The 21,924-nt window shown below is 61.0% G+C and carries 16 protein-coding genes; 12 read left to right on the forward strand and 4 right to left on the reverse strand.

Annotation, left to right across the window (positions count from 1 at the left end; genetic code table 11):
- The first annotated feature begins 522 nt into the window (after positions 1–522).
- The 12 genes from M1D44_RS25525 (at position 523) to M1D44_RS25580 (ending at position 16,350) form a co-directional block, all read left to right on the forward strand.
- Positions 523–825 (forward strand): hypothetical protein, encoded by a 303-nt coding sequence (locus tag M1D44_RS25525; RefSeq protein WP_413705553.1) that lies wholly within the window; start codon positions 523–525, stop codon positions 823–825.
- A 445-nt stretch (positions 826–1,270) separates the two neighbouring features.
- Positions 1,271–3,814 carry a two-partner secretion domain-containing protein gene (locus M1D44_RS25530; protein ID WP_461241633.1) on the forward strand — a complete coding sequence of 848 codons (2,544 nt, stop codon included), beginning with the start codon at positions 1,271–1,273 and terminating at the stop codon, positions 3,812–3,814.
- A gap of 10 nt (positions 3,815–3,824) precedes the next feature.
- Complete coding sequence (locus M1D44_RS25535) at positions 3,825–5,558, forward strand: ShlB/FhaC/HecB family hemolysin secretion/activation protein (protein ID WP_045204903.1); 1,734 nt, start codon at positions 3,825–3,827, stop codon at positions 5,556–5,558.
- A 38-nt stretch (positions 5,559–5,596) separates the two neighbouring features.
- Complete coding sequence (locus M1D44_RS25540) at positions 5,597–6,328, forward strand: hypothetical protein (protein ID WP_156158408.1); 732 nt, start codon at positions 5,597–5,599, stop codon at positions 6,326–6,328.
- 63 nt (positions 6,329–6,391) lie between these two features.
- A complete protein-coding gene (locus M1D44_RS25545) occupies positions 6,392–7,222 on the forward strand; it encodes a peptidylprolyl isomerase (RefSeq protein WP_045204976.1) in 831 nt (276 codons plus the stop codon).
- Positions 7,223–7,326: 104 nt separating this feature from the next.
- Positions 7,327–7,698 (forward strand): hypothetical protein, encoded by a 372-nt coding sequence (locus tag M1D44_RS25550; protein WP_045204901.1) that lies wholly within the window; start codon positions 7,327–7,329, stop codon positions 7,696–7,698.
- A 49-nt stretch (positions 7,699–7,747) separates the two neighbouring features.
- A complete protein-coding gene (locus tag M1D44_RS25555) occupies positions 7,748–8,074 on the forward strand; it encodes a hypothetical protein (RefSeq protein WP_045204900.1) in 327 nt (108 codons plus the stop codon).
- 692 nt (positions 8,075–8,766) lie between these two features.
- The gene (locus M1D44_RS25560; protein ID WP_439004786.1) at positions 8,767–9,138 is read left to right on the forward strand and encodes a hypothetical protein; all 372 of its coding nucleotides are present in this window, start codon (positions 8,767–8,769) and stop codon (positions 9,136–9,138) included.
- A gap of 248 nt (positions 9,139–9,386) precedes the next feature.
- Positions 9,387–12,260 carry a type VI secretion system Vgr family protein gene (locus tag M1D44_RS25565; protein WP_439004787.1) on the forward strand — a complete coding sequence of 958 codons (2,874 nt, stop codon included), beginning with the start codon at positions 9,387–9,389 and terminating at the stop codon, positions 12,258–12,260.
- Positions 12,261–12,283: 23 nt separating this feature from the next.
- Positions 12,284–13,192, forward strand: coding sequence for a DUF4123 domain-containing protein (locus M1D44_RS25570; RefSeq protein WP_439004788.1), 909 nt, complete (start codon positions 12,284–12,286; stop codon positions 13,190–13,192).
- On the forward strand, positions 13,189–13,770 hold the full coding sequence (locus M1D44_RS25575) for a DUF3304 domain-containing protein (protein ID WP_439004789.1): 582 nt from the start codon (positions 13,189–13,191) through the stop codon (positions 13,768–13,770). The genes M1D44_RS25570 and M1D44_RS25575 overlap by 4 nt, the downstream gene beginning before the upstream one ends.
- A gap of 57 nt (positions 13,771–13,827) precedes the next feature.
- The gene (locus M1D44_RS25580; protein WP_439004790.1) at positions 13,828–16,350 is read left to right on the forward strand and encodes a T6SS phospholipase effector Tle1-like catalytic domain-containing protein; all 2,523 of its coding nucleotides are present in this window, start codon (positions 13,828–13,830) and stop codon (positions 16,348–16,350) included.
- 199 nt (positions 16,351–16,549) lie between these two features.
- On the opposite strand, the gene M1D44_RS25585 is transcribed toward M1D44_RS25580, so the two are convergent.
- The 4 genes from M1D44_RS25585 to M1D44_RS25600 all read right to left on the reverse strand — a co-directional run bounded on the left by M1D44_RS25585 (position 16,550) and on the right by M1D44_RS25600 (position 21,637).
- A complete protein-coding gene (locus M1D44_RS25585; RefSeq protein ID WP_461241634.1) occupies positions 16,550–16,732 on the reverse strand; it encodes a hypothetical protein in 183 nt (60 codons plus the stop codon).
- Positions 16,733–17,788: 1,056 nt separating this feature from the next.
- Complete coding sequence (locus M1D44_RS25590) at positions 17,789–19,516, reverse strand: DUF2334 domain-containing protein (protein ID WP_439004792.1); 1,728 nt, start codon at positions 19,514–19,516, stop codon at positions 17,789–17,791.
- Between the two features lie 24 nt (positions 19,517–19,540).
- Positions 19,541–19,990 carry a hypothetical protein gene (locus M1D44_RS25595; protein WP_439004793.1) on the reverse strand — a complete coding sequence of 150 codons (450 nt, stop codon included), beginning with the start codon at positions 19,988–19,990 and terminating at the stop codon, positions 19,541–19,543.
- A gap of 138 nt (positions 19,991–20,128) precedes the next feature.
- The gene (locus M1D44_RS25600; protein ID WP_439004794.1) at positions 20,129–21,637 is read right to left on the reverse strand and encodes a lactonase family protein; all 1,509 of its coding nucleotides are present in this window, start codon (positions 21,635–21,637) and stop codon (positions 20,129–20,131) included.
- Between the last annotated feature and the right edge of the window lie 287 nt (positions 21,638–21,924).

Below are 21,924 nucleotides of genomic sequence, written 5' to 3' on the forward strand. Positions count from 1 at the left end.
CGTATTTTTCTAAATAATAACGATGTTTTAGACCGCATTTTCCGCGATGATGTAGGCCACCTGACGAATACGCCTGAAAATCAGCGCACACTGGTTTCTTTGGTTAATGACTCGGCCAACAGCCTAGGGACTGATAGATTTGGCAACCAATGGTTTGCCAAGATCTTGCCTGATGGGTCGCAGCTTTGGGGTAGCGTTCGAAACGGAGTTACTCAGAACGGCGGTTTGAATGAAACCCCACGTCCTTTCAATCCTGCAAGTGGACTTTCGCGAGCGACTAAATGAATGCGCCTACAGATCTCCTTTCTTACAAAGAGGCATATCTTGCAATGTTCGAGTTCTTGGTCGAACTCTACGAACGGACCCAATCCGACGAACTGGGGGCGTTATTGGGAGACTTAAGTCTCTTGTCAGATGGAACGACAGCCGATCCTGCAGCATGGAGGGATTGGCTTCGATGTGTGAAAAAGGCTCGACATGGTGACGTAGACCCTGGCCTTGCCCTCAAATAGAGAGGGAGCGGTGACCCACCGCTCCCTCCAATCGGCTTTTTGCGTCGACTTCAACGAAACGGTCGATTCCAATACTGTTTTGCTGTCGATCGATGACACCAAGGTTGACGTGTCTGGCGTGATCGTTCACTTGCGGCCCGGCATGTCCATCACTGTGTATATGGATGATCTGGACGAGCACGGAAACGTTGACATTCTTGTGGCCAACGGCGTTGTTGTAAGGAATGCGGAACTCAGCTGGGCCGCGCACGTAAAGTGGTGCTGCCGGATCGACGGCGATGGTATTCGTCCACAGTCTGAAATAGGGCGATGAAGCCGATGTTATCAAGAGCCGAGGACAAGCTATTTCGATTGATGCCGACTTCAACGGTCTTTATTCACCCGACAAAGCGAGAGCGCAAAGTGAAGGCTGGTTTCTATTGGCCTGCGTTGTTGTTTGGAACCGCTTGGGCGTACTCGGAAGGCTTGATTGCGCACGGCGGCCGACTGGTAGCCACAGACGCGATGGCTGCCCTGATTGCCCTCTATGGAGACCAAACCGGTCACCCATCGGCGATTGGCGGTGCTTTGCTGCTGTTCATCGCAAAAAACTTCTACTGCGCAATCCGTGGGAGCCATTGGGTGCGTAGATCGTTACTTCAGCAAGGCTATAGGGCACTCATACAGCGACCCGGTAGCCAAGTCAGCGTCGTGTGACGCGATGTAGGGGCCAAATGCCACCACATCAACAGAAAGAGCAGTTTCAGGGGGAAGTTTCCGTGCAGTCACAACACCGCCCAGCCAAGCTGGCCGCGCTCATTGGCCTATGCGCCGTTTTCGTGCCACCGGTCGCCGTGGCGGCCGGCGTCGTTACCGATGGCGGCACAGCCACGTCGGTAAGCACCGGCACCAACGGTCGCCAAACCGTCAACATCGCCCCCAGCGTTGGCGGTGTCTCACACAACACCTACACGTCGTTCAACGTGGGCACGGCAGGCGCCGACCTGAACAACACCACGGTCGCCGCCCGCACCATCGTCAACCAAGTCACGAGCACTAACCCATCACTCATCCAGGGCAATATCGCCGTGCTAGGCCCGCGCGCTAACGTGATCATTGCCAACCCGAACGGCATCACGGTAGACGGCGGCTCGTTCACCAACACCGGCAACGTTGCGCTCACGACGGGCCAGGTGTCCTTCAACGACTTCACCAACGGCACCGGCCAGTTGCAACGCAACGTGGTGCTCAACACCAGCTCGGGCGCGATCAACATCGGCCCGGGTGGTCTCGCTGGAGCGATGCTCAACCTTGAACTGATCGCCAAACAGGTGCGCGTGGCTGGTGCCGTGCAGAACAGTTTCACCAACCCCAATAGCAAGGTCCGTATCGTCGCCGGGGATAGCCGGGCAGAAGTCGACACCAGCGTCTCGCCCACCGACAACCTGGACCCCTGGGTCAGCTACAGCAGCACGGGCAGCGGTACGCCGCTGGGCTACGCCATCGATATTGCGTCGGGCGGATCGCTGACCGGTGGCCGCATCGAACTGATCGCCACCGACCAAGGCGCTGGTGTGCGCCACGCTGGAGCCGCCTTCGCCACAGCAGGGGATTTCGTGGTCAGCGGCTCCGGGGATCTGCAACTCGCCAGCGGCACAGTGCAGGCGGCCAACGACGTGCTGATTGGCTTCGCCGGTCTGACGGGCAACGGCGCCCTGACCGCCGCCCGCAACCTTCAGATCGCTTCCAATAAGGTGCACCTTGACAGCAGCACCCTGTCGGCGGGCACGGCCGTCCAGGCTGGCAGTATCGTCATCGGCAGCACAGGCCAAGTTCACACCGAGCCCGTCACCATCGACCACAGCACGCTGAGCGCAACCGGTGGCGTTGGTCTGTTCGATGCAGGTGCCGGCGTCTCGATGACGGCGACCCAGTTGAACGCCACGCAGAACGTGATCGCGCAGGTCATTTCCCTGACGCTAGGTTCCGATGCGTCTGGCACGAGCCAGTGGACTTCGCAACAGGGCACGTTAGCGATCACCGCGCCCGGCGCAGTGCAGCTCACCGGCAGCAAGATCGATGGCGTGGGTGGCACATCCGTTCAGGCGGGTTCAATCGCACTGATGTCCGGAAACGGCAACGCGAGCACCGCGCAGTCCTCGGGAGGCGACGTTACGCTCAACGCCACGGCTGGCTACAGCCAGACCGATTCCAGCGTCATCGCCGCAGGCAACGCCACGATTCACGGCAGCAGCGTCGCCATCGCGTCGTCTGCATTGCCGGCCGCCGTCGCGGCCACGGCTGGAGGCGTACTGATCCAGAGTGATACCGATCTGACGAACACGGCGGGCCTGATCCAGGGCCAGACGCGCAATACCGGTGCAGCAGCTTCCGAGGGTGCCGTCACGCTGCTCGCCGTCGGCACGATTCGCAACGATGCGTCGGCAGGTACGCAGGGCATCCTCTTCGGCAAGAACGACGACGTGGTGCTGCGCGCCGGTGGCGACATCGTCAACCACCAGAGCCGAATTTTGTCGAACGCCAAGCTGACTCTGGCTGCCCAGGGCGATGTGCAGAATCTGCTCGACAAGACCATTGGCGCGAACAGCGAACAGCCGGCGACCTGGACCAGCAGCGGCACCCGCTGGCTCTTCTTGCGCAACCACAGCACGGGCTTTGACGTGGACTACGGCAGCATCCCGGCAGTCGGGCAGGTTCCGTACCTCGTCTCGCAAACCGGTACTACGATCACCGGGCGCAACGTCAGCAACATTGGCGGGCAGATGCTGGCCAACGGCAGCGCCGACATCAGCATCACGGCCGCGAACGTCTTCCATAACGAAGCGCTGGCCAGCGGCTCAGCGCACTTCAGCCGCAGCTGCATGATCTTCTGCCGCAGCAGCGCATCGAGCACCATTGCGACCACGGGCGGCGCGATCTCCGCTGGCGGAAATCTGACGATCCATGCGGGAACGCTCGCCGAGAACATCGGCGGCCAGGTGCTTTCGGTTGGTGACATGACGGTCACGGCGCCCAAGGTGCGCGCAGTCGGCATCACAGGCTACACCGCACTCGCCCGTGACCGCGGCTTCAAGGCGTTCTTTGGCGACAACTGGGCGCGCCTGTACGCCGCCGATGTGGGCGGCAACTGGCTGACCATTGGCGGGGCGTTGACGATCAACGGCCAAGGTCAGATCGAAGGTGGCACCTTTGACGGGCAGACCGTCACGGCCAGCAACGGCATCGTGACGCTGCGCGCCAGGTCGCGTCAGCCGGTGGCCATTGATTCGCACGTGGGCTTGACCTCGTGGCTGTGGCAGTGAGGCGATGCACATGTTGCTGAAATTCACGCCGCTGGCCCTGGCAGCACTGCTGCTTGCAACGACCACCCACGCCCAGACCCCGCCGCTCGAAGACCCGGCCCAGCGTGCCTTGCGTGAACGCCAGGAGGCCGAGCGCCGCCGCGAGGCCAACCAACCTCCGCCGCAAATTCAGGTGCCGCAGGCTGTGCCGGACGCCGCGAACGTCGAATCCGTGGCTGAGCCCGGCACCACCTTTGCCATTCACCGGATCCAATTGAGCGGCAATACGGTGCTGGACGACGCCACGGTGGCGGGCATCACCCAGCCGTTTGTCGATCGCGATCTGGGCACCAACCGCATCAACCTGCTGCTTCGCAGGCTCACCGAAGCGTTCGTGCAACGCGGCTTCGTCACCACGCGCGCCTACTTGCCGCCGCAGAACCTCAAAGAGGGCGTTCTGACCATCGCCGTCGTGCCGGGCAAGGTGGAGAGCCTGCAGATCAACGGGAAGACGGTCCGGACCTCCGTGCCGAACCAGCCGACCGCCAGCGGTACGCAGAACGGTGGCTGGCTGACCGACGCCGGTACCGTCTGGTCCATGCCCACCGTGGGTGAGACGCTAAAGCTGACTGACCTAGAGCAGGGTGTCGACCAGATCAACCGCCTGCGCCGCAACCAGGCCGAGGTGCAGATCCTGCCCGGCCAGAGCCCTGGCGCCTCGGTCATTGCGCTGGCCAACCAGCCGGGCGACCGCTTCCGTTTCAACGTTGGAACGGACAACTACGGCAGCCGTGCCACCGGCACCACGCGTTTGCGTGCCGGCATCGATGCAGACAATGCGCTCGGCTTCCAGGAGGCGCTGTCGCTGTCCTACATCGGCACGACCGACACCAATGCCGCCATTGCCTCGGTGGCGGTGCCGTTCGGCTACAACACCTTCAGCTATACCGGCTCGTTCTCGGAGTACAACAACCTCATCGGCGATACGGCGCTCGTCTACGGCCGCACCTTTGCGCACACCTTTGGTTGGAACCGCGTAATCGAGCGCGACCAAGCCGGGCGCACCGCGTTCGACGTTACGCTCACGCACCGGCGCACTGAGCGCGAGGTCAACAATCTGCTGCTCGATCCGCAGTTTCTGACGGTGGTGCGGGTCGCTATCAACGGGCTGCGCAAGTTCGCCGTGAACAACCAAGGCGGCTATGCCACCTGGGAAGTCGGCGTCACGCGCGGCATGCGCACGCTCAGCGCTAGCCAGGATGCCCCAGATATCAGACGTGACGAAGCGCACAGCCAGTTCTGGAAGCTCGATGGCAACGCCAGTACGCAGTTGCCCCTTCCGAGCTTTGGCAAGGCTGCGTTGGCGTACCGCGGCCAGGTGTCTGCGCAGTGGTCGAATGTGGCGCTGTTCGGTTCGGAACAGATATTTGCGGGTGGCATGAGCTCGGTTCGGGGCTTCCGCGAGGGCCTCATTAGCGGAGACCGGGGACTGACCTTGCGCAACGAAGCCGTGTGGGCGAATGCGCCTTCGGCTGGGGGCGTGCGGATCGAGCCCTACGTCTTCCTGGATGGAGGCCAGACGCAGTTGGTGGCCACGCAGCACTGGCAGTACCTGGCGGGTGCCGGTGTAGGGGTGCGGCTATCGGCGGCTTATGGCAAGAACGTGCTGACCAGTGAGTTGCTGCTTGGCCGTGCGCTGGTGCAGCCGGCCGAGCTCGGCGCCAAGCCGACTGTCCTGTTGGCGACCTTGAACTGGACTTATTGAGCAACGGGTACGCCAATCCGACACCTAGGATCATGAACATGAAGATTCCCAAAGGCGCAACGATCAAGGCTGCATACCGTTCAGCCTTTCAAATTCCATTGCGTCACCCTTTGCTTACGGTGCTCACCACCGTTGGTCTTCTGATGCTGACCGTGGCGGGTACCAACGGGGAGTTCCGACCCTGGTTTTTCATGACGCTGCTCATGATGGCGCAGACACTCGTAACGGTGCCGTTGCAAGTGGCCGGATATCGACTCGTCCTGCGCCGAGAGACGAATAATCATGCGTGGTCGCTTCAGACGGTCGCCTTCTGTCTTCTTGCGGTGTTGTCGGGCGCAGCGTTCATGTTGATTGCCAAGCTGCGATTGATGTTGGGCTTGATCGGCGCGGTTGGTCAGTTTGGGCTCTATTACCTGTACTACCGCCTCATTCTGGCTTTGCCCGCTTTGGCGACGGATGCTGGACGTTCCCCTCTACGCCTTTCGTGGAATGCGACGGCTGGGCGCGTCTGGTCGATCTTTGTCGTCATGACCGCTGGCACGGCGCCCATCATTGTGGCGTCCGTGCTGATGCTGACAACGGGACAGGTCTCTATGGTTGGCGTTTCTCAGACGCCGATTGGATCGGTGTTACAGGCGGCAACCGCAGTGATCTCAACGTTCCTAGTCGTGGGGACCATTTCGGCGATCTATCAGAACTTGCTGGGCGGGTTGGATTTCCCTAGTGGACCTGATGAGGTAGCACCGAGCGACGCTGTCCCACTTGGCTAAATGGCACGCGCCGCTATTGTCGACGCCGACTTTGCACTGAACTTATTGACAAGGATTTCTGACATGAACACAACGATCCACCGCTTCGCCATAACTGCATTGGCCGCAGCATCGATTTCATCCGCATGGGCTGACGCCCTGCCGGCGGGTGCTGTGGCCGTCGTCAACGGCACGCAGATCACGCAAGCCCAGTTGGACCGAGCGATTGCACAGACCGGCGTGGCCGCGACTCCGAACGTCGTACAAGCGCTCAAGCAGCAGCTGATCGCGCGTGAACTGTTCCGCCAGCAGGCTGCCAAGAATGCCGCCTACGAAAAGCTGCCGGCGGTGAAACAAGCCGTACAGGAGGCGCATGACGCGGCCATCACTCAGGCTTGGCTGAAAGACAACATCAAGCCCGCGCCGGTGACGGATGCGCAAGTCAAAGCGCGCTATGACGCGATCGTCTCCAGCCTGGGCGACAAAGAATACAAGCCACGTGTGATCCAGGTGGGCGACGATGTCACCGCCGCGCAGGTCATCGCGCAACTGAAGCAGAGCGGCGATTTCGCCAAGTTGGCACAGCAGTACAGCACGGCGCCGAACAAGACACGTGGCGGCGAGATGGATTGGGTGAGCTTCAAGGTGCCGGCCGAAGAGGGCAAGACGCAGAACTTGCCGCTGGCACTTGCGCGCGAGATTTCCGCATTGCAACTGGGTGCGACCAGCGCTGCCCCAGTCGAAGTGGGTAACCAGCGCTACATCGTGAAGCTCGATGCGATGCGGCCGACGCAAGTGCCTGCATATGACGCCGTAAAGCCGGCCATTAAGCAGGCGTTGGAGACGGCGGAACTCGAACGCGCCACGGTACAGGTAGTCGGAAACTTGCTGAAGACTGCCAAGGTCGTTCAGTGAGGCCCGTCAACTGCAAATCTCGGTGACGCGGTCCGGTAGCCGGTCATGGATGGCAACCGGCCGGCATTAACGGTCAGCACAACCTTCACGCACAAGGAGCGCGCGTGCAACAAGTTTTGAGTAAAACCTTTGGTGGGCTCTCCCGCCCGTATTACTTCCGACATTTTGTATTCGGCCTGATCTTTCCCGTCTTCATCTTCTGGATGTTGTCGCACGCGAAGCCATCGTCCGGGCAGCACGCGTTCCCCTTCACGCTCGTGATTATCGCGATCCTCAATACCGTTCTCTATCCCTACGCACGGTTCGTCTACGAGGGTGTGGTTGGCTTCTTGATCGGCTCGAACGTGTTGTTCGTCAATGCCTTCATCGCCCTGTGGTGGAAGTTGGTCACGATGGCGTTTTGCTGGAGCCTGGCGATTTTTATCGCCCCGATCGGCCTCGGCTACCTGTACTTCCATCACAGCAGGGCGCGATAGCCCGCTGGCTGCAAAGGAAATCGCTTTGGGACAGAAGGCAACGCCTCCCATGATTTGGCACAGCGGCGGCTGGGTGCGGTCGGCACCGTCGGTCGCGAAACCGCCAAAGCAGACGGCGGCTCCAGCGCCGGATCGGGCTGCGAAGCGCGAACTTTGGTTGACCCGCGCCTGGCGACGCAGAGCTGACGGGGCATCGACGCTCTACGCGGGTGATTTCCGCATCCTGGTGTCCTTCACGGGTCGCTCTTGGAGTTACAACATCGAGACGGTCAAAGGCGAGCCGGCGAGTTGGTCGAAGTCCGGCTTCGCCAGCCTGCCAGACGCCAAACTGGCCACCTTCGACAAGATCACGCGCTTGCAAAAAACGTCAGCGTAAGTCGCCCACCCATACGTTGGCGGCTTCGTAGCGCCGCTTACCGCCCGTTTTGCGGCAGCGTGACGAGGAACAGCAGGTGACCTTGCGCACTTCAGTGATTTGCGCGGATCGTGCTGGGGCGCTACATACCACCAATGGTCGCGGGCGCACCCCCACTCCAGCTTGCGAACGTTATTCAGTGGACGGAAACCCAACAGTTGTTGGAACGGTAGACAGCGCGCAGCTCCTTCAAGAACTCCAACCTTCGCCTGCGCGCGCCCGAAAACATTCGAATCCGGCGTGGCCATCGCCGGCCATCGTTCCTGCCGAAGAAATGATTGCGCGCTTCGGCGGACTTGAACCGTAAATGCGACACCCTCAAAACCTTGCGGTCATGCAGCGGAGCTGACACAAACATGCGCCATGGATGCATGTCGAGCAATTCGCCAGGCGGATACGGCAGCGAATTGCGTCCGCGCTGTGGAGGGCCGCCCATCCACTCGAATACAAGAATGACTTCGTCCGCCTCGTGTTGGTTGTGCCGGTAACCTGGTCGCGAATCGTAACAGTTCAGACCGCTGTCCCCGTTCCATGCAGAGGTACTGAACGGAATAAATCGCGCCGATTTGATTATGCTGATTGCTTGCCACAGACCTGTATGGTGAAATAGCTGCATTTATTTTGTGAACGTCTGGTGAGTTTTAAGAATAATCATGCTACAAAATCGGACCAAGTCTATTGCTTTTCTGTATCTGTTCGCTGCACTGCTGTTATACGCTGCAGTCACCTTGGCGGTGGCGGCGTTGGCTGTGCCGGCCGGCGACAAGGATTTTCTGCACATGGATAGAACGTTTGGCCCGCTGGCCAGCAACGTGCCTGGTGCAGCAATTTGGCCAGCGATCATGGACCTGCACGGCAAGCTGGGCGGAGTTTTTCCGACACCGCTGGCGGTTCTGGCGTGCCTGATTCTCCTGAGCATGACCGCGCTCTCCCGGGCGAAAAGCATCAGCCGGCAAATGCGGAAGGATACGGCGACTGCGCGCGACGAAGCTATTCGGCAACGCGTTCGTAAGCACGGCGCATAGTCACGCAGCGCGGCGTTCAGTTGCGAGCTTGCGCGCCACCGGCTGTCGGCCAAATTTCGGCAATCAGCATTCCTCCAATGCTGAATGATTTTAGATGCGCGAATATCTGTATTCAAAAATCTAATTATTTCGCTTTCTTAACCTGGCGGCGACTATTATTTACTACTTTGGGTGTGGCGTACATTTAGAATAATGCGCCCGCCTTGTTGCAGTACGTCGGGCGTCTAGCACCAACTGACATACCACTGATGGACGCCACGACCCTTCTTCAGAACCTCTTCGCACCAACACGACGCCTGTATACGCTGGAAGGCGATGGGCCGCTTGCGGACCTTGCGGTGGAAGCCTGGCTCGGTCGGGAGGCGCTGTCCGAGTTGTTTGAATGGCGCGTGGTGGCCGTCAGCGCCAATGCGCGCATCGCGCTCAAATCGTTGCTGGGCCAGCGCGTCACGTTGGTCACGACGCTGGCCGACGGAACGCAGACCAAGCGCACAGGCCTGATCCGCCTGGCTGAGAAGCTTGGCGCGGACGGTAGCCTCACGCGCTATCGCCTGACCGTGGTGCCCTGGTTCTGGTTGACCACGCAGCAGCGCCACAGCCAGGTGTTCCAGAACCGGCCGCTGCCGGACATCATTGAACAGATGCTGTCGCCGTACGAGCCATATGCCTCGTGGCGCTATGCGGCCGGTGCCGAAGCGCGCATGGCCGACTTTGGTACGCGCACGCACATCGCCCAGTTTCGCGAGACCGACTATCACTTTGTCACGCGCCTGCTGGCCGAGGCAGGGCTCGGCTTCACCACGGTGGAAGACGATCAGGCGCATGGCGGCCACACGTTGGTGATCTTTGCCGACAGCACACAACTGCAGGAAGACGCGGAATCAGCTGCGGCGGGCGGTATCCGCTTCCACCGCGCGCACAGCCTGGAAGAGCGCGACGCGATCCAGCAACTCGCTTGCCATAGCCGCACCACCGTAAGTGGCGTGGCGGTGGCCGCGTGGGACCCGGAAGGCAAGCAGAACGCTCGCGCCCATGCGCCCGCACGCTTCGCCACAAGCGCGGGCAGCCCGGATGCGTATCTGTCGATCAGCCCGTCGCTCGCACCCGATTCCGCCAACGCCCAGCGCATTGCCGAACAGGTCATGGAAAGCCTGGAGGCGCGCGCGCTGCTGTTTTCGGGGCGCGGCACGGTGCGCACGCTGCGCAGCGGTACGCGCCTGCAGGTTGTGGATTGCCCGCACCTGCCGCAAGACGTGGAAGGCGCCTATCCGCTGTTGATGGATCTGGTCGAGCACTGCGGCATCAACAACCTGACCGTCGATACGCACAACGCGCTCAGCCAGCGTTTGGGCGGGCTCGACGCCGCACTGGAATTCGATACGCCGCCCAGCGCGCCGGAATCCGGCCCCGGCATCTTCGGTTTTCAGGAAGCAGAAGGCCCCGTCGAGCGCAACGCGCCAACTGGCGATCTGCTCAAGGCCGCACGCACGCACGGCTACGCGGGAATGTTTCGAGCAAGCGATGCACGTCGGCTGTGGCGCCCGGCCGTGACAGAACCTGATTGCGGCCGCCTCTACGCCGCGCCCACCGCGCAGGGCGTGCACAGCGCCATCGTGGTCGGCCCGGACGGCCAGACGCAGGCAGGCGGAGAGGGCGAACACCACGCCACCCCCGCAGGTGAAATCCGCGTGCGTTTTCCCTGGCAACTAGGCGAGCGCGCGGATGACCGCAGCAGCCGCTGGGTGCGCGTTGCGCAGCGGCAGGCAGGTTCCGGTATGGGCTGGCAATGGCTGCCGCGCATCGGGCAGGAAGTGCTCGTCAAGTTCAGCGAAGACGACATCGATCAGCCGGTCGTGATCGGCTCGCTTTACAACGGCCAAGGGGAGGCCGGCATTGCGCCCACGCCGGGCGGCCAGGGCGCATCTGACCAAAGCGACAGCACGGCCCTCTACAAGCAAGGCAGCGACAGCGCTGCGAGCGCGCAAGGCAACGTGGCCGGCGGCCACAGCCCCGCTTGGCACGGCATGGGCACGGAGGCCGAGGGCCACCGCAACGCCGCCGCCCACACCGGCTTCAAGAGCGCGGAACACGGCGGCAGCGGCTACAACCACCTCGTCTTTGATGACAGCGACGGCCAGTTGCGTACGCAGCTCGCCACCACGCAGCAATCCAGCCAGCTCAACCTCGGCCATCTCGTCCATCAGCAAGACAACCGGCGCGGCAGCTTCCGTGGCCAAGGCTTCGAGTTGCGCACCGATGGCCACGCCGCCGTGCGCGGCCAGGCAGGCCTGCTGCTGACCACCTACCGCGACGCCAGCAACGGCAAAGCCGTGCCCACCGGCGACAACGCGGCAGGCATTGCGCTGATCAAGCAAGCCAAGGAATTGACGTCATCGCTGGGCCAAGGCGCGGTCACGCATCAGACTGCCGCACTCGACACCGCCAAGAACGACGATGCCCCGCTTGCCAAGCAAGCCAAGGTGGTGGCGGGCATGGTCGACGGCAAGGCACTCGACGCCGCCAAGCAGGACGCCAGCGCTGGCAACACCGCCACGCAAGGCAAGGTGCCGCATCAGAGCGAAGCCATCGCGCACCTGGCGGGCCGCGCGGGCCTTGTGATGGTGGCCGGGCAAGACCTGCAGCTCACCAATGGAGAGAGCATCGCGCTGGGCAGCGGCCAGGACACCAACCTCGCCATCGGCAAGCAGGCACGCATGCACGCTGGTCAGGCGATCGGCGTAGCGGCAGGTCTGTCGAAAGCTGGCGACAACAACATCGGCCTGCAACTGACGGCCGGGCAAGACAACATCGACGTGCAGGCCCAGCACGACGTGCTCAAGCTGATGGCCAAGCAGGACCTGAAGCTGGTGTCGGCCAATATGAACGTGGATTTTGCGGCGGCCAAGCGCATTCGCATCGCCACGGCCGGCGGGGCATCGATCACGCTGGAGGGCGGCAACATCACGGTCGAGTGCCCCGGGCCGATTACCTACAAATCAGCGGAACGCAAATTCGACGGACCGGTGAATCAGTCCTATCCGCTGCCGACGTTCCCGCAAAGCGTCTGTCTCGAATGTCTATTGAAGGCGGCCACCTCGGGTTCTCCCGTGGCGCGAGTGTAGACAGGTAATTGAAGAGGACTTTTATGTATTTCGCGGTTGATTCCCGTGATCCTGCTGTGTGGGTTGACGGCTTGTTGCAGACGATCGACGCTGCGCCAGACGCGCACTGGTTTGCCCTGGTCGATGGTGTGTTCGACTACGGCCGCAAGCCCTTCGCCGCACCACTGCAATCCTTTCCACTGTACGGGACTACCAGCAGGCTGCATGAGTTGCTGCCCGCCTCGCCCTATCTGTTGCCGCTAGACCGGCGTGCCGGCGTGGACTTGGGCGGCATCCTAAACGCGCTGGGCAGGCACTGTCAGGGACGCCCAATGCTCAGCTTTGTCGCGTCGTGGCAACCGGCAGAACACCTAGTGCGCCTGTGGCAGCCCTGCTTACAGCCGATGGTGGTGGAGGACGAGTCGCGTTATCTACTGCGCTTTGCCGACACGCGCGTCCTGCCGGCACTTCCGGGCGCAATGAACCCTACTGGATGGTCGCAACTCACTGCGCCGCTACTGCATTGGTGTTACGTCGATCGGGCCGGCGAACTGGAAACGCTGTGGCTCTCAGAATCGCATGCCGAACCAGCGACATATCCGATCGAGCAACTCGTGTTGCCACAAGCAGACATTGACCGGATGATCGACGCAGCCATGCCGGACGCCATCCTCGACCTGATCGATAGGGAATCACCGGGCAGCCTTCCTGATACAGGCAGGGCTGACGGCTACCGCCTTGTCTCCCAAGCCTGTGCGCTGGCCAAGAAGTACTCGATCGACTCGACACCGGATACTGTTGAACTCGCGGCGCACGCGCTCGAGACCAATGGAGCAGACCTGCGGGAGCCAGGGCTCTTGGCTTTGCTGGGCGATGCTCACCGTGAGCCGGGGGCGTTGCAGAATTATTTGCGTGCGGCCAAAGACGCGGCTATCGAGATGGGATCAGCATGAATGCAAAGACGATAAAACGACTGTGTGCAGTAGTACTTGCAGGCGCGCTGCTAGGTCTCACTGCGTGCAGCAAAGCGGAGGCGCCAAGGGCGAACGTAGAAGACGAAACGCTGGGCGGCGCCATCGGCGTGCTCAACTACACCGACATTCCGATCGGGTCGGTCTACGTCAATGGGGAGTGGGCCGGAGGGATGGTGCCACATGCTGGCGGAACCAAATGGATCGGTAGCGCTTCCGTGCCCAAACATTGGGACCCAAACTTCAAGGTGACGATCAAGTGGAGCGACGACGAACTGTACGAGAAAGACAAGAAGGCACTCTACGAGAAACAAGTTCCTGTCGAGAAGTATCCGCCGAAGGGCGGTTCGTATTTCTATGTCGCGTTTTTCCCGAATCACGAAGTCAAACTGTATTTGACTGACTGGGGGCCGGGCTGGGAAGGCGACCCATATCACCTTGAAGACCCAACTGATGCGTGCTTGAAGCGAAAACCTCCGCAAGAACGCGAGACTTGCTACGCACCCGAATACCGTGAGGAATACAGAGCGCTACAGAAGCAGAAAGCGAAAGGCAAATAGACCGGGGCCCGCTCCGCAGCCACCTTCGCAGACAACTCACCTTCACGCCGTTCCACGATGACCACCGTTCAATTTGCGCCGCTGTGCCCTGACACGCCCTTTGAACTCTCGCAACAGGAGATGTCGCGCAAGCGATCTCTTCAGGATATCAACCTGAAGGTCCCGCCTCCCTGCGAGGAAGAGTTGCATTTCGGGTTCTTCTTCGACGGCACACGCAATAACAGGGACAACGACCGCCCGCGACAGGCACAAAGCAACGTGGCACGGCTAGTTGATTTGTTCGAGGTAAATCCAAGACCGACGGAATTGAAGCGCTACCGCTTTGCAAGCTATGCCGCAGGCGTCGGTACCCCGTTCTATAGGGAGGTCGGTGACCTGGGCATCGGCATCCACGCCGTCGCAGGAGCAGCGGCCGGATGGGGTGGCGAATGTCGTATCAACTGGGGCCTGTTGCAAATGCATAATCACTTGCATTTTCATTACCATGGCCATCCGCTAACAAATGCGCCAGCAGACCGAGATTTGGTCAAGCAGATGAGCGCCGACATCAACGCGCCCGAGATCCAGATATCCAACCTCGGCAGCGGCGCAACTATCGAGCGCGAACTGCAGGGCAGGTATCGCGCCCATGGCGAGTTCGACCGCAACCTGCGTGCGACCGTTGGCTCGTTTGCTTCGCTCACATCGGTCGCGCGCACCAACTGGCGCGAAGTCAACACCAAGGGGCGGCGTCGTGTGCTCAACGAGCGTAAGGCAGCGCTGGCCAAAGCTCTGGGCAACCTGCCAAAGGAGCGCAAACCGATCATCAAGCGCATTCGTCTGCACGTCTTTGGTTTCTCGCGCGGCTCGGCGCAGGCGCGCGTGTTCTGTAACTGGCTTCGCGATGCCTGTGACGCTAATGGCGAGAAGCTCAGCCTCTGCGGTATCCCCGTCCAGATCGATTTCTTGGGACTGTTCGATACCGTCGCATCAGCAGGGATCGCCCAAAGCATGATCGAGACGATGGCGTCAGGGCATGGCGCTTGGGGCCAGAAGCGGTGGATGCGTATCCCGGGCCCGGATCTCGTCAAGCGGTGTGTGCACCTAGTGTCCGGTCATGAAGTGCGGGGCTCATTTCCACTGGACAGCGCGCACGGCGACAACGTGGAGGAGTTCGTCTACCCGGGGGTGCACTCCGACCTGGGGGGAGGCTACGAGCCTGGCGAGCAAGGACGAGGTCGCCGCGTGGATTGGACACCCGATGACAGTGCCAAACTCTCGCAAGTGCCGTTGTCGCACATGTACCGCGAGGCGGTCATCTCCGGTGTGCCGTTGATGAGGCCATCTTCGGCACCGCGTGAATTGCAAGACCAGTTCAAAGTCGACCCGGACCTGATCAAAGCCTTCAACGCCTACCGGTCGGCGACGGCCGACACTGGCGCGACGGCAACGCCGGACTTGATTCATCACCACTATGGCTACTTCCTGCGCTGGCGCCATCGGTGGCTCGGCAAGGTGGGCAGCATGCTGAGCGTGCAGCACGCCGCCAAAACAGATCAGACCGACTTGCTGACCTCCGATGCCGAATTGGCTGAGGAACTGAAGTGGGTCAAGCGCTATTCGAGCTACCAAAATTTGGTGCCGAGCTGGGCCAAGGGCCACTATCTCGGCTGGATCATGGAAGGCGGGAAGTGGTCGGTCGAGGCCGGTGCAAGCAGTTTGGGTGCGCTAATCTCTGGAGTCGCCGGCGTGGGCGGTCGTCCCGCTTTGCAGAATGCCGTACCCGAGGCACCGGGTGGTCCTATCGCCTATATTCCCGCCGTCGGCGCTGTGCAAGGCGCGATGCTGTTCTTTCGCGCCAAGCAGGCACTCGGCTTAAAGTTCGACAGTTGGGGTGCGGTGCAAAGCGCATGGGAGAACACGGACGTGCCGCAAGCGGTCGACCTGTTCTTCTCGCGCTACGTGCATGACTCACGGGCTTGGTTCAAGCCGCTGGGCGACGACAACGACGTCTGGTATCGCAAACAGCAGAGCGCGCTCGATGCGGTAGCCGCCAAGGATGCCGCGCTGAAGAATCCGCCTCCGGTGAAGATCACTGCGCTCACTGCCAAGGTCGGCGTGCCGCCACCCCCACCGTTAACGAAAGAAGAACAGGAGCAGTTGCAACTGCAGGCCCGTCTTAAGCAGCAACGCGAAGCCAAAGGACAGTCGGAAGAGGACGCACTCAAAGATCCGGCCTATACCGAACAGTTGCCGCAGCAAGCCAGTGGCCGCGAACTGTGGCAGATGTGGGGCTTCCTGCGATGGCGTACCGTCTATGGCGACAAGTACATGGACTATCGTGCTGCCTTCCCTCAACTGGCGGGCCAGGACGCCGCAACACTCCGGAGACGCATGAAATCACTTGAGTCGCAGCTCAAGCAGATGCGATCTCGCTCAGAAGAACTTGGAAAAACATTGAGCGGAATGGGTAGCACTGGCATGCCGCCTCAGGACATGTTGAACGAATGGGGCGGACTGAATCAGGGTATTCAAGCTACTGAAGAAGAGATGGTGGCCATCACGGCGTTCATGGAGGAGTTGGACAGCAACGGTGGTTAGAAGAGTGGCTGTCCAAAATGACGCTGTGACCATAAAGATAGATAAATGGGGTGAGTTTCAGATTGTGTTGGTCGAGTCAGGCCAAGAAGAAGCGGAACGTTTATCACGTTGCTCGCAGAGCCAAGGCAGTTCAAAGTCAGTGGGTCGATGATCCCTCGCAAGTGCTGACCATGCTGCATTCGGCCTTACCCGATCTGCTTTAGATGGGATGGCTCGGTTCGAGAAGGGTACTGTGTGATTCGCTGCGGACGTTGCGCGCCAGCACGCGCACGCGCGACCTGCTTGTGATCGCGCTACCTGTGAAGGGGTTTTGGATCTCGCGCATGCCATAAAGCACGGTGCCGGGCGAACCGTTCACCGGCTCCTGCGGGAACGCCTGCATCGGGCCATCGAGCACGCCCGCGAGCGCGCCGCGATGCAGACCACCTCCCAGGAGGACAGGGCGTAAAGATCTTGTTCCTGTCTGCGGGCAAGCCTTGGTTCAGATTGAGTGGGCCAAGGAAGCTACCGCTCAAGGCAAGGTCATTTCCGCGGATCAGCAGCGTATCCAGGAGCTTGAGACCGGCAAAAAACGTTCTCGCGTTTTGGTGCTGACCGACGGATCGAAACGCTGCCGATACGCCGGCACACCGAGCACGAACACCTCCAGCAAACGCGTCTTCTCACGGCTGCTTAGACGCACCGGGTCCCACACCCAGGTCCAGCTAAACCGCTTGCCGCAGGCACGGCACTTGAGCCGCCCATCGAACAGTTTGTATAGCCTGCTTGCGGAACATTCAGGACAGCGTTTTATCGTCGGACCAGAGTAACTCTGACTCTGGTCCGGTTTGGGGGAAACTACCCAATATTTACGGCTCGACGAGCGAGATCCGGCGCTCGTCTTGTTGGAATGTGCACTCAAGGCGACTAGATAAGTGCATAGGTCGCAACTACGCTAGAGAACCTGCGGCGCCAAAACGGCAAAAAAAACCTGCGCGGGCTGACGTTTTTTGCGGGGAACCTCGATGCAAATTTCAGTGAAAACCGGTCACGGCCAGGTCGAGGTCCATACCGCGCGACGGACAGACAAACGATGGTCGAGTGACTATCGTTATGTTCCGCATCACGGCACACCAACTGAATGGACATCAGCCTACTCGCCCGAGGGATTCCTCTCTGAGGGGATGGCGTTGAACGCGGGCATTCTGATGGCTAAAGAACTTGCGCAGCAACGCGACGCTCAACGTCACACCACGAAGGCTGGGAAAGAGAGATCGGTGCAACGCGCACCCCCTCCCTAACCCATTCGTGGATCGCAAGGCGCGATCCTGCAATGGCTTCATACCAAGCGAACACCGAGGTGGTCCTCTTCATATCCCCCTAATGCCACCGGTGTTCCTGTCTGGAATAGCCCCTTCTGAACCCCTCGCCAGTTTCGAGCGCATCCGCATTCAGTTGGCTACTGAGCCGTGCTGGCATCCACCCAGGTAAAGCCCAGCGCGGAGATGCCGGTAATGAGTTGTTGGAAGTCAGGGAAGCCCGTGGCAACCAGCCCCGGCTCCAGCCAGAACGGATGGAAGAAGAACGAGGCAAAGCCGTCGCGTACCACCAGAGCGTAGGTGGCGTTGGTCAGGATGTCCGCGACGTTGTACGTCAGGCAAGACGACGGATCGATTGCGCAGATGTTGTATTCCACATTGCCGAGGTTCTCCGGAATCACGCGTTGGCCGTAGTAGTCCTTTTGAATGATGTAGGGGAAAAACTGGCCGACCGAGAAGTCGTGTCCCGGCGCCGTCGAAGCGAGCGTCTGCGGGTTATCCGACGTGTAGTACACCACGCGCTGATAGGTGTTCTTGAAGTACTTCGGCACAGCCTTGATGGCCGATGGCGACGACTGGTAGTGTGGTGCCTCCCACGCAAATGGGAAGTATCCGTTGAGTTGCAGTTCCAGCAACCCGGCCGACAAGCGACCGGCCGCCCATTGGGTCGAATCCTCATTCACGGGCCGGTTCTGCGTGGCGAGCCAGAACTCATAGTCGTTCGCGCTGACCGCGTTGATCAGGTTCGGAATGTTGCTGTACTGGTGCGTGTAGCCGTGCATCAGGACGTGACCGCCGCGCGCCCGGGCGTAGTTCAGCGCCTGCTTCAGCCCCGTTGCGTTGACCATGTGGATGGTCTGCGCCACGCCGCCGTTATAGACACCGTTCGGATCGGTGTACACCGGGATGGTCGCAATCGAGAACGGAACCTTCTGGCCGTACAGGTAGTCCGTCAACTGCTGCATCGAAGACACCGTCGTGGTGGCATTCACGTCTTCCAGACGGACAAGCGCACGGTGCAGCGTGGGCGCATTGGTGCCCAGAATGTCATGCAGCATGTCGCAGATCACCAGGTAGCGGTCACGCGGTCCGATGTACGAGAACGGCATGTCGGCGAAGTACCAGAAGTTTCCCGAGCGAATGACATATGGCACGGCCGGCTTCGTGGTGGGGCTGACCGAGTTGGAGATGGTCACCAAGGTCGTGGCCTTGGTTGCATCGGCCACCGCCGTCACGCCGATGTCGGGGTCTGCAGTAACGGCCCCGGTCGTAGCATTGAAGGCGTAGTACTTGGTCATGGTCTGGCTCTTGTACGTGATCGTGTCGTAGAAGCCAGGGTTCGGTGCACTGGCCGACGGCGTCGCATTCATGCCAGCCAGATTGACGAAGTTAATGCCGTAGCGCGTGGTGAACGGATAGGCCGTGTTCCAGGCCAACTCCCACAGGTTGTACTTGAACCAGACGACGGTCTTCTGCGTGGTGCTCACGTCCGATAGGAACGCCGCGGGTATGGGGTTGTTGTAATAGCTCCCCATGTAGAACGTGGCGGTGTACTGCTCGGTCATGCCCGCCGTGTAGTTCTGCACGGGCAGCATGGTGATGGTGGTGTTGAAGTGCGCGAGCAGGTTGTACAGCATGATCGCGTACGCCTTGCCCAGGTTGGTGTACGGGTCATTGGCGGGCGCGTCGTACAGCACCAGCATCTTGGCCGGCGTGGTCTGCGCTGATGCCGATCCGCCGATCGTCACGCAGATGGCTCCGACCCCGAGGGTGCAGGTGGCGCTCTGAGACAGCTCCGTCAGCGAAACGCCCAGCAGGCCGCCCGCAAATACAAGCGCACAGAGAAACTTTCGAAACAGCGTCTTCATGATGACTCTCCGGCTCATGGGCAATCATGGGCGATACACCGAGCCATCCGCTTGGCGGTAGAGCCCGAGGTTGAAGTTGGGGCCACGGTTGTGGCCACGTTCGGTACCCGTTACCTCGTTTTCCGGCATACCAGGACGGACTTCAGTCATGACCACGGTGCGTGGCGGTGGAATGACCTGTCCGTTTTCATCCATGACGCCGTAGCCGTAGGCGCGCGCGCCACCAGTCACGGGCTTGGGTGTGGCTACCGCCACGACAGTGGGCCGCATGGGTTGCGCAGTTGTAGTCGTCGCCGTTGTATATGCGGGTGCTTCTTTCTTGTTTCCGCTCTCACCGCCGCTGCCGGGGTCCGTAGCGCTGGCCACGACAGCGAGATTGTCCGCATCGCCGGCCCATGGTGGCGATACGATCAGCCACCCGGCAACGAGGGCGGAGGCCAACAACACGCCTCCCCCGATTCGTTTCGCTTTCATCAAAACCTCCCACCCAATCAGGCGACGCTATGCCGGTAACCAATGCACAGTGGCCTTTGTCGCTTCCTTCTTGATGATTTCCAGACCTTGGTGGTCGTTTGACCACACAGGGTATGCAATTGATCAACCCGGGAAATTTCAGGGCACCGCCGCAATCACCATCCCGCGCGGGATATTGCCGCTGGCCGCCGACCCATTCGTCACCGCGGTCAGCTTGCCGGTGGTGCCGTCCACGCGGTAGGCGGTGACGGTGTTGTCAACGCCGCTCACCACATAAGCGAAAGTGCCTGCGGGGTTCAGCAGGACAGTGACGGGGGCGTTGCCGGTGGCAGTGGTGTCGATAAGCGTCAGGGCGCCATTGGTTGGATTGATCGAGAACACGCTCACGTTATTGCTGAGCACATTGCTCACGTACAGGAAGCCGCCTGAGGGTGAAATCGACATATAGAACGGGTTGGTGCCCGCCGCGACCGGTGTGCCCGATGCGGTGAGTGCGCCAGTGTTGCTGACGCTGTAGATGCCGATCGTGTTGTCTGCAGAGTTGGCGACATACGCAAAGCTGCCGGCCGGGTTGACCGCGATGAACTGCGGCGTATTGCCGGTGTTGACCGTGGTGCCCACCTGCGTGAAGGCGCCCGTGCTGTTGTTGATGGCAAATGCCATGGCTGTGCCGGTGGTGCTGCCGCTGTTGGCGTTCACCACGTAGGCGAAGGTGCCCGCGCTGTTGATGGTGACGGTGTACGGGTTGGCGCCTGCCGTGATTGCTGACAGTGCAGTCAGCGCGCCCGTGCCGGTGTTGACCGAAAACGCCGAGAGCGTGTTGTCTCCAAAGTTGGCCGTATACGCAAACTTGCCGTTGGGTGTGCGCGCGATGCTGAACGGCTGTATGCCGGTCACAGTGGGCGAGCCCACCATGGTCAGCAGCCCGGTGGTCGGGTTGATTGACAGCGTGGTGATGGTGTTGTCGTTGGCGTTGGCCACGTACACGTACTTGCCTGCCGGATCAACGGTGAGCGACAGCGGCCCGAGCCCGACGGCCACTGCCGTGCCGATGGCTGTGGGAATGCCAGTGGTCAGGTCCAGCGTGAAGGCGGAGATGGTGCCGTCGTTAGAGTTCACGGCATACGCAAACAGCGGCCGCGGTGCGCACGCCACCGCAATGTTGGTGACATTGCTGGTGCCCACTGTGCCGCTGCCGTTGGTGACGGTGCAGTTTTCCCCTGAAGGCCGGGTGCCTACCGTCGCAGCGTACGGCCTGCCCTGCGCGAGCGCGGTTGGGAAGCGGAAGTTGCCGTTGGCGCTGACGGTAATGGCGTCGCCGCCGTTGTTCAGCAGAGTGACCGATTTGCCCGTAGTCAGGCCGCTGACGGTGCCGCCCACGCCAAAGGTTGTCACCGGTGAGGGCGCGGGCGCGGGCGTGGGGGCGGGCGTGGCGTTGCTGCTCGGCGGGTTGGCCGCTGGGGGCGAGGCATCACCGCCGCCGCCGCAGGCCGTAAGCCCCAAAGACATCGCCGCCGCTGCCATTACCAGCGCCGCGCCGTGGATGCCGCGCGCGCGTGTCGCACTGCGAGGGGGAATCGGTGCGGGCGTTGGTTGCCCATGTGTGCCGCTCGCGCGTTGCGCTTGGGCGATTGACAGCTCGGCCATGGCTCCCCCCGTTCTGGTTGTCGCGAGTGTGTGGACTCGTGTTCCCCAAAGCATAGGAACCCCGACCCATATGCCGACATAGGCTAATTGACCGACGAGGCCCTCCGCTTCATGGACGGGAACGTGCGGTGTGCGCCGGTTGCAAGCGTTTGGCGCGATACTTGGGCCACTGTTGCTTGCCTTGCCATGCTTGGCTCCGCCGTTGAGCGGCCGCACATTCTGATCGCAGGCAATGCGAGACAGGACAATTCGACTCTTTGCAGCTGGTGACCATACGAAAGGCGGCC

Source organism: Ralstonia sp. SA306, assembly GCF_054792405.1.

Excerpts from the sequence above, each read along its gene's own strand:
- M1D44_RS25535 (WP_045204903.1), top strand. The coding sequence starts at position 3,825 with ATGTTGCTGAAATTCACGCCGCTGGCCCTGGCAGCACTGCTGCTTGCA.
- M1D44_RS25540 (WP_156158408.1), top strand. The coding sequence starts at position 5,597 with ATGAAGATTCCCAAAGGCGCAACGATCAAGGCTGCATACCGTTCAGCC.
- M1D44_RS25545 (WP_045204976.1), top strand. The coding sequence starts at position 6,392 with ATGAACACAACGATCCACCGCTTCGCCATAACTGCATTGGCCGCAGCA.
- M1D44_RS25555 (WP_045204900.1), top strand. The coding sequence starts at position 7,748 with ATGATTTGGCACAGCGGCGGCTGGGTGCGGTCGGCACCGTCGGTCGCG.
- M1D44_RS25560 (WP_439004786.1), top strand. The coding sequence starts at position 8,767 with ATGCTACAAAATCGGACCAAGTCTATTGCTTTTCTGTATCTGTTCGCT.
- M1D44_RS25565 (WP_439004787.1), top strand. The coding sequence starts at position 9,387 with ATGGACGCCACGACCCTTCTTCAGAACCTCTTCGCACCAACACGACGC.
- M1D44_RS25570 (WP_439004788.1), top strand. The coding sequence starts at position 12,284 with ATGTATTTCGCGGTTGATTCCCGTGATCCTGCTGTGTGGGTTGACGGC.
- M1D44_RS25575 (WP_439004789.1), top strand. The coding sequence starts at position 13,189 with ATGAATGCAAAGACGATAAAACGACTGTGTGCAGTAGTACTTGCAGGC.
- M1D44_RS25580 (WP_439004790.1), top strand. The coding sequence starts at position 13,828 with ATGACCACCGTTCAATTTGCGCCGCTGTGCCCTGACACGCCCTTTGAA.
- M1D44_RS25585 (WP_461241634.1), bottom strand. The coding sequence starts at position 16,732 with ATGCAGGCGTTCCCGCAGGAGCCGGTGAACGGTTCGCCCGGCACCGTG.
- M1D44_RS25590 (WP_439004792.1), bottom strand. The coding sequence starts at position 19,516 with ATGAAGACGCTGTTTCGAAAGTTTCTCTGTGCGCTTGTATTTGCGGGC.
- M1D44_RS25595 (WP_439004793.1), bottom strand. The coding sequence starts at position 19,990 with ATGAAAGCGAAACGAATCGGGGGAGGCGTGTTGTTGGCCTCCGCCCTC.
- M1D44_RS25600 (WP_439004794.1), bottom strand. The coding sequence starts at position 21,637 with ATGGCCGAGCTGTCAATCGCCCAAGCGCAACGCGCGAGCGGCACACAT.